Genomic DNA, 8,397 nt, shown 5'->3' on the forward strand with positions numbered 1-8,397 from the left:
TTAAGTTCGGTTGGTATATAAGGTTCGGATTGGGGGTTTTTCGGATACAGCCATACCCCATTTCCAAGAGCTTTTTGTTAGGGCGTGCCTGCCCTTTATAACACTATTTACAATTTAAAAATTTAGAAGTAAATCAACCATTTTTGCATGAAAAATGGCTAAATCTTGTTTTTCTGCGTCAAAAACTTGTCTGATAGAATAACTATCAGCCTACGTTTTTTCCTTGAAAAACGTGCGATTTTTCTCATTTTTCATTGCAAATACCAAAGGCAGGCACGCCCTAGAAAATCGCTTAAAACCAAATTCGACATTCGGATTTGGTTTTTTGTTTGCTGATAAAATGGGATTGTTTTAAGGTTTATGCCTAACAAACTTGATATAACCACGGATTTGTAGAGATGTGTTGAACATGCCCTTTGATGACATTACTGCACAAGGCTACACCCAAACATCATTGTGTTTATGGTAATTTTAAAGTTTATTGGGTGTATATTTTTAAATTAAAGGAGTATAGATGGAGTGGGGCGGATGTTAGATGATTTATTTGGACAAATAAAAAATCCTTAGAGAGTATCTAAGGATTTTAAATGAATGGTGCCCGGAGCCGGACTTGAACCGGCACGCTCAAAAGAGCGAGGGATTTTAAATCCCTTGTGTCTACCAATTTCACCACCCGGGCGGATTGCTAAAAGCAATCAAAAATGGAGGCTGGGGTCGGAATCGAACCGGCGTACACGGAGTTGCAGTCCGCTGCATGACCACTCTGCCACCCAGCCATATCTTAGCCAGTCAATGAGCTAAGTGGTCGCTATAATATCATGTTTTTAAAAAATTGCAAGTATTTTTTAAAAAATTTTGAAAATTTTCGTCAAAAATTTATAAAAAAACGGTTGTATTGTTCAAAACTAGCCCAAAAAATCAAGCACTTTTTTTGGTACTAAGGTCAATAAAATTCATAACTTTTGGGATAAATTAGAGTATAATAGTCAAGTTTAGCTGTTTTAAAAAAAACAGGCATTTTATCCAAAATGCAATGACTTTAGCGTTTTGTTTTTATTGATTAATCCGTGATTTGACATCAGTCTTTGGAGTGAACATTCTTAATATAGTCAAAAAAGCAAAACCCTAAAACTCTTTTTTATGATTGCTTTGGGGTGTGTCTGCCTTTGATATTTGCAATGAAAAATGCCCGTTTAAAAAGGCAGGGGAATTGTACGTTTTTCATGTAAAAATTGATTTAAAATGTTGGGTTTTACCTTATTTTTATAAAATGTTATCGATGGTAGGCACGCCCTAATATATAGTAAGCAGGTTTTTATGAAATTTAATTTACAAGTATTAACATTTTCTGTGCTTGTGGCGACCGCCGCCCTAGTGGGTTGTGGCAAAAACGACCAAGGGGCAGGCGGTGCAGGAGCGGGTGCTGCTCAGCAAATGCCCCCAGCGACCGTAGAAGTGCAGACGGTATCCCTTCGGTCAATACCCGTGGTCAAGTCCTTCTCGGGGCGTGTGACAGCGGTTGAGACATCTGAGGTGCGTCCACAGGTGACGGGCATTATTGAGTCTGTTGCTTTCCAAGAGGGTAGTTATGTCAAGGCAGGACAAGAGTTGTACCGCCTAAACCGTGATAACTACATCAGTGCTGCCAACAGCAGTATCGCCGCCATTCAGACGGCGGAGGCGAGCCTAATTAGTGCCAGAGCCAGTCTTGCTGCCCAAGAGGCGACCCTTGCCCAAGCTCGGGCGGATTTGGCTCGTGTGGAGGGGTTGGTTGATATTGATGCGGTTTCAAAACAGCTCTACGACCAATACAGAACTGCCGTGAGAACCGCACAGGCGAATGTGGAGGCTGCCAAAGCCAGTGTCAATCAAGCCAATGCGTCAATCAACAGCGCCAAGGCAAATCGTGATGCCAGTCAGCTTGACATGAGTCGTACCATCATTCGGGCTCCGATTAGTGGTAAAATCGGCATATCGGCGGTCACCGCAGGGGCATTGGTCTCCGCCAGTCAAACCACGCCACTGGCGACCATCTCACGCACTGACATGGTGTATGTGGACATCAGTCAGTCATCATCAGAACTCCTAAGAATGCGTCAGCAGATGGCAAGTGGTCAAGCCAGTGAAGGCTCAACAGAAGTACAAATCGTCCTAGAAGATGGTGAGACTTATCCACTCATCGGGCGTTTGGCACTCTCAGATGCCAGCGTGGATGAGGCGACAGGGGCGGTCAAGCTAAGAGCAGTATTTCCAAACCCTGACGGGCTGCTCATCCCAGGGATGTATGTCAATGCCAACCTAGCCCAGTCAGTGGTGCATAACGCCATGCTATTGCCCCAAACCGCCATCATTCGCACACCCAAAGGCGAAACGCAGGTCTATGTGGTTAATCAAAACAAACAAATTGAAGTGCGTAATGTCAAGACCGCAGGCACGTTCCAAGGTCAATGGGTGGTGACCGATGGTCTAACCAATGGCGAGAGTGTGGTCGTGGTTGGCGGTGCCAAGGTCAAGCCCGAGCAAGCGGTTGAGACACGTCCATACTCACCAAATGGTCAAAATCCCCAAGGAGCAGGTCAAGCCCCCGCCCAAGGACCTGTACAGAACCCTAACCAAGCCCCCAGCCAAGCTCCTAACGCCCAAGCATCACAACAAAGTGGAGCCAGTCAAGGACAGCAGGCACAACAAGCACAGACACCAACAGCCCCTGCTCAAAACCCAGCACTAGCAGATGATAGTGACGAACAGGCAGAAGCCCAAGCGATGGCAGATGCTGCTGATGACGTGGCACAATAGGGGTAGGTGATGTCAAAGTATTTTATTGAGCGACCCATTTTTGCGTGGGTTATTGCTATTTTGATTATGCTGGTGGGTATCATTGCGGTACGCAGTTTGCCCATTGAGCAGTATCCACAGATTGCCCCGCCAACGGTGTCGGTCAGTGCCGTCTATCCAGGTGCTGATGCCGAAACGGTTGAAAACACCGTAACGCAGGTCATCGAACAGCAAATGAAAGGGCTTGATGGACTCATGTACATGTCATCGAGTTCATCAGCCAATGGTTCGGCATCCATCACGCTGACCTTTGAAAATGGCGTAGACCCAGACACCGCACAGGTACAGGTACAAAACAAACTACAAGCAGCGACCAGCTCACTGCCTGCTGATGTACAACGTCAAGGCGTATCGGTAAACAAGTCAAGCAGTAGTTTCTTGATGGTAGCGTCTTTTATCTCAGAAGATGGTAGTATGACCCAGTCGGACATTGCCGACTACATTAACTCAAACGTGGTGGACAGTCTAAGCCGTGTCAATGGCGTGGGTTCGCTAAATGTGTTCGGCTCGCCTTATGCCATGCGGATTTGGCTAGACCCTGCCAAACTGTCATCTTACTCACTCATGCCATCGGACGTCTCGGCAGCGATACAATCCCAAAACGTGCAGGTCTCAGCAGGTCAGCTTGCTAATTTGCCAACCGATCTTGACCGTCAAGTGATTAACGCCACCGTGAGTGTACAAAGCTTTTTGCAGACACCTGAAGAGTTCGGTAATATCCTAGTAAAAACCGACACGTCAGGGGCGAAAGTCTATCTGCGAGACGTGGCGGATATTGAACTAGGTTCAGAGAGTTATGCGGTAAAAACACTCTATAATGGACAAGAAGCCGCTGGTATGGGCATCATGCTCGCCTCTGGTGCTAATGCCCTAGAAGTGCGTGAAGCGGTGCAGGAGCGATTGGACGAGTTATCACAAGGCTTCCCTGCGGGGCTAAAAATCGTTGTGCCTTATGATACCACACCGTTTGTTAAGTTATCTATCCAGCAAGTCGTCATGACCTTGTTAGAGGCGATTGTGTTGGTGTTCCTAGTCATGTTCTTATTCTTGCAGAACTGGCGTGCGACCATTATCCCGACGCTTGCAGTGCCAGTGGTTATCCTAGGGACGTTTGCGGTACTGCTGTTCTTTGGCTTTACCATTAATATCTTGACCATGTTTGCGATGGTGCTTGCCATTGGTCTGCTTGTCGATGATGCCATTGTGGTTGTGGAAAACGTGGAGCGTATCTTAGAAGAAGACCCAAATATTTCGGTCAAAGATGCGACCGTTCAGTCGATGGGCGAGATTAGTAAAGTGGTTATTGGTATCGCCCTTATCTTGTCGGTGGTCTTTGTTCCGATGATTTTCTTTGGTGGTTCATCGGGGGTGATTTATCGTCAGTTTGCCGTAACGCTTATTACCAGTATGTCGCTGTCGGCAGTGATTGCACTGATTTTTACCCCTGCTTTATGTGTAACCATTTTAAAACGCCAAGCTCATAAAGACATTCATACCCAAAAAGGCTTTTTTGGTTGGTTTAATCGCTTTTTCTTTAAAGCCAGTCGTGGTTATGAGAATTTTGTTGGTAAAACCTTTAATGCCAAATGGCTCTTTGCCATTGTCTATGCAGGCGTGATTGCTGTGATGGCATTGATTTTTATGCGTTTGCCAAGCTCATTTGTGCCAGAAGAAGACCAAGGTATGCTAATGACGTTGGTGCAACTGCCAGCGGGCTCAACGCTTGACCAAACCGAAGAGGTCATGGCAAAAGTGGGCGGTTATTTCCGTGAACAAGAGGCGGATAATGTAGAGTCAGTCTTTACTATCTCAGGATTTAGCTTTGGGGCAAGTGGTCAAAATGCTGGCTTGGCATTTGTCAAATTAAAAGATTGGAGCGAGCGAACGTCCAAAGACAGCGTGGCACAGGCGATTGCAGGGCGTGCCATGGCACTAAATGTCATGATTCCAGAGGCGACACTTGTGTATCCGATTGCCCCACCTGCCATTCAAGGTTTTGGTAACGCCAGTGGTTTTGATTTACAACTCCAAGACATCGGCGGTGTGGGTCATGCCAAACTGTTAGAAGCTCGTAATATGCTACTTGGCATGTCCGCCCAAAACGAGAACGTGGTCGGTGTACGTCCTAATGGTCAAGAAGACGCCCCCAAGCTCAAAGTCAACATCAACCAAGAACAAGCGGCTGCCTATAACCTAAATATGGCAACCGTCAATGCCACACTTGCCCAAGCCTTTGGGGGTAGCTACGTCAATGACTTCATTGACCGTGGTCGTATCAAAAAGGTCTATATGCAGGGCAATCCTGACAGCCGTGCCACGCCTGAGGACATCAGTAAATGGCACGTGCGTAATGCTCAGGGGCAGATGATTAGCTTTGGGGCGTTCTCAGACAGCGAATGGCAGTTTGGTAGCCCCGGTTTGAACCGTTATAATGGCTTATCATCACTAAACGTCCAAGGTGCTGCCGCCCCCGGTAAGAGTACCGGTGATGCGATGCTTGCTATGGAAGAGATGATTGCACAGCTGCCCGAGGGTATTGGCTATGAATGGACGGGTCTGTCGCTAGAAGAGCGTAAGTCAGGCGGTCAAGCATTGCCACTTTATATCATCTCTATGCTGGTGGTATTCTTATGTTTGGCGGCATTGTATGAGAGCTGGTCGATTCCGTTCTCAGTCATGCTGGTGATTCCGCTTGGGGTTGTCGGTGCGGTTATCTTTACCATGCTCCGTGGTTTTGCCAATGATGTGTACTTACAGGTGGGTCTATTGACGGTCATTGGTCTGTCCGCCAAAAACGCCATTTTGATTATTGAATTTGCCAAAGAAATCCAAGAGTCAGGCAAATCCCTAAAAGAGTCGGTCATGACAGCAGCTCGTATGCGACTGCGTCCGATTATCATGACATCGCTTGCTTTTGGTATTGGCGTGGTACCACTGATGATTGCCACAGGGGCAGGCTCTGGTAGCCAAAACGCTGTTGGTACGAGTGTGGTCGGTGGTGTTATCACGGCGACTTTCTTGGGCGTGTTCTTTATTCCGATGTTCTATGTGTGGGTGCGTTCGATTTTCCCCCACAAATATAAAAAGACAACGAATGCGGACGTTCATAACGCCTAAGCGTGGCAACCAATAGGAAGACATTGCCAAATTAGCCTGTATTGTGTATCATGACATGATTTGGGCTAATTTGGTTAAAGAGAGATATTATGAAAAATAACATAAAAACATCACGTGTGTTCATGCTAAGCACGCTTGCCTTGTTCATGACTGCGTGTAGTACCATTCCCAAAAATCACAAAGTGTACTGGCTCAGCCAAAAGTGCCTGTAGAGTTGCCTTATGAAGTGCTTGATGCCAACACAACCATCAGCACGCCTGAGGCACCAAGTTTGGCAGGCGTGCGTTGGCAGGATTTTTATGCCGACCCTAAATTAAAAGCCTTGATTGAAATGGGTCTGACTCACAATAAAAACTTACAATCAGCCATCTTGGCGGTGCAAAGTGCCAGGGCTCAGTATCAGATCACCAATGCCAATGCCTACCCCAATATTGGCGTATCAGGTGGGGCAACTCGTGGGGCAGATGCTCGTGATAGAAATCCTAGCACCAATTATAATGTTGGACTTGCCCTGTCAAGTTATGAGCTTGATTTGTGGGGTCGGGTTGCTAGTGCCAAAGAAGCGGCACTACATGACTATCTGGCACAAAATTCCGCCAAAGACGCCGCTCAAATTTCTATCATTTCAGCAATCGCCCAAGGCTATGTCAATCTTAGTTATGCCATGGCACAACGTCAGCTCGCCCTAGAAACGTTAAAAACCCGTGAGCATTCGCTATTCATTAACAATAAGCGTTTTGAGGCGGGCATTGATGCCAAATCAACCAGTCTGCAAGCCGAAGCGTCGCTAGAATCTGCCAAATTGGCAGTCTATCAGGCAGATACTAATATCTTAAAAGCAAAAAATGCCTTGCAGTTATTATTGGGAGCCCCGATACCTGTGGAGCTATTGCCTGATTTAGGGGTAAATAATATCACCACGCAAAGTCTATTTAGTACGGGTCTGCCCAGTGAGCTGTTATACTATCGTCCTGACATCGTCCAAGCCGAACATCGCCTAAAAGCAGCAGGAGCGAACATCAATGTGGCTCGTGCTGCCTATTTTCCTAGCATTAGACTGTCAAGCAACATCGGCTATGGCTCCACTGATTTGGGGGATTTATTCAAGTCAGGGGCGTTTAGTTGGTCGGTAGGTCCATCTATTAGCTTGCCAATCTTTGATGCAGGATATAGACGTGCTAATTATGAAATGGCACAAATTGCCCAAAAAAGTGCGTTAGTGAGCTATGAAAAAGCCATTCAAACAGCATTTAAAGAAGTCTCTGATGTGCTTGCTACCCGTGCCACTATGGAGTATCAGCTTAACTCGCAGTATAAACTACAAAAGAATTATCAAGAGACCTATAACATCGCTCACGCACGCTTTCGTTCGGGGCTTGATAATTATCTTAATGTGTTAGATGCGGAGCGTTCGCTTTTTGCCAATCAGCAAAGTATTTTGAACTTGGAATTACAAAAAATTCTAAGTCAGATTGAGCTGTATCAAGTGTTGGGCGGGGGAGCAACGCTCTCGGCTGAGCAGATCACAAACTTTAACAAACAGCGTGAGGCCATGCAGACGGCGAGTCTTGCTACCGATGAGCAGATGGCAAATGCCCAAATCAAAGGGGTTAATACTGTCACTAGCCCAGAGCTTGTACAGCTTGAGCCTAATAACATCAGCGTGGTAGAGCCATCGAATGTCGATGGTGTGGCAACAAAGCTTGCCACAACCAATGATGCACAGGCGACTACCATGCCTGCCACTGGCTCATCAACAACTGCCATCACACCTGCCGATGAGAGTGAACCTGAGCAAGTAACCCCTTGATTTTGCCATCAAAAAGTCCGCAATCTGTGTTAGGTTGCGGACTTTTGTTTTGTCATAAAGTAAGCAATGGAATGAAAAATGTTATTAAAAGATGCTGTTTAAACATGGCTTTTAGGGCATGCCCGCTTACGTTTTTTCCTTGAAAAANNTCTCATTTTTCATTGCAAATACCAAAGGTAGGCACACCCTAAATTTTCATTTTATTTCAAAAAATGTTATCAATGGTAGGCACGTCCTAAGATATGAAGTGGAATGGATTGCAATTTATACACCAAAATTGCTGGCGTGATTACTTTTGTTGGTTGTCAGCGTAGATTGCCACTTGTAGCCAGATGTTTGCTTGAATGTAGTCTTGCACTTGAATCTGGCTGTTTTGTTCGTTGCTGACGGCAGCGATACGCACCACAAAGGCTTCGGCATTATGCTCACGCAAAATCGCCACATCAAAGAGTGTGATGGGCACGCCAAAAAATTCGGTGTAACTGATGCCTAATACCTGTCCTTGGCACCACGCTTCATCTTCTTGCCCAAAGGTGTCGCCAAACAGATAAATACAGCTCTCCCCAAAATTAATCTCTACAGGGGCAAGGAGTGTGTTTTCATCACCGTCTTTGGGTGAACCGACCCCCAAATCT

General features: G+C 46.1%; 4 protein-coding genes, 2 tRNA genes and 1 pseudogene. 4 read left to right on the forward strand and 3 right to left on the reverse strand.

All coding sequences use genetic code 11. The annotated features are described in order from the left end of the window. Positions 1–592: 592 nt before the first annotated feature. Positions 593–679: transfer RNA gene (locus B5J94_RS13150), tRNA-Leu, on the reverse strand. A gap of 23 nt (positions 680–702) precedes the next feature. After that, positions 703–776: transfer RNA gene (locus B5J94_RS13155), tRNA-Cys, on the reverse strand. Between the two features lie 541 nt (positions 777–1,317). Between B5J94_RS13155 and B5J94_RS13160 the strand changes: the two genes are divergently transcribed. From B5J94_RS13160 to B5J94_RS13170, 4 genes are all read left to right on the forward strand, one after another. Continuing rightward, on the forward strand, positions 1,318–2,796 hold the full coding sequence (locus tag B5J94_RS13160; protein WP_079364189.1) for an efflux RND transporter periplasmic adaptor subunit: 1,479 nt from the start codon (positions 1,318–1,320) through the stop codon (positions 2,794–2,796). 9 nt (positions 2,797–2,805) lie between these two features. After that, positions 2,806–5,952, forward strand: a complete 3,147-nt coding sequence (locus B5J94_RS13165) for an efflux RND transporter permease subunit (RefSeq protein WP_062498167.1) — start codon at positions 2,806–2,808, stop codon at positions 5,950–5,952. Positions 5,953–6,041: 89 nt separating this feature from the next. After that, complete coding sequence (locus tag B5J94_RS15075) at positions 6,042–6,164, forward strand: hypothetical protein (RefSeq protein ID WP_255216913.1); 123 nt, start codon at positions 6,042–6,044, stop codon at positions 6,162–6,164. Continuing rightward, complete coding sequence (locus tag B5J94_RS13170; RefSeq protein WP_228144605.1) at positions 6,155–7,762, forward strand: efflux transporter outer membrane subunit; 1,608 nt, start codon at positions 6,155–6,157, stop codon at positions 7,760–7,762. The genes B5J94_RS15075 and B5J94_RS13170 overlap by 10 nt, the downstream gene beginning before the upstream one ends. Before the next feature lie 289 nt (positions 7,763–8,051). Here B5J94_RS13170 and B5J94_RS13175 read toward each other — a convergent pair. Further along, positions 8,052–8,397, reverse strand: a pseudogene (locus B5J94_RS13175) (hypothetical protein); the annotation flags it as partial.

It is taken from the genome of Moraxella lacunata (assembly GCF_002027545.1).
GTDB lineage: Bacteria > Pseudomonadota > Gammaproteobacteria > Pseudomonadales > Moraxellaceae > Moraxella > Moraxella lacunata.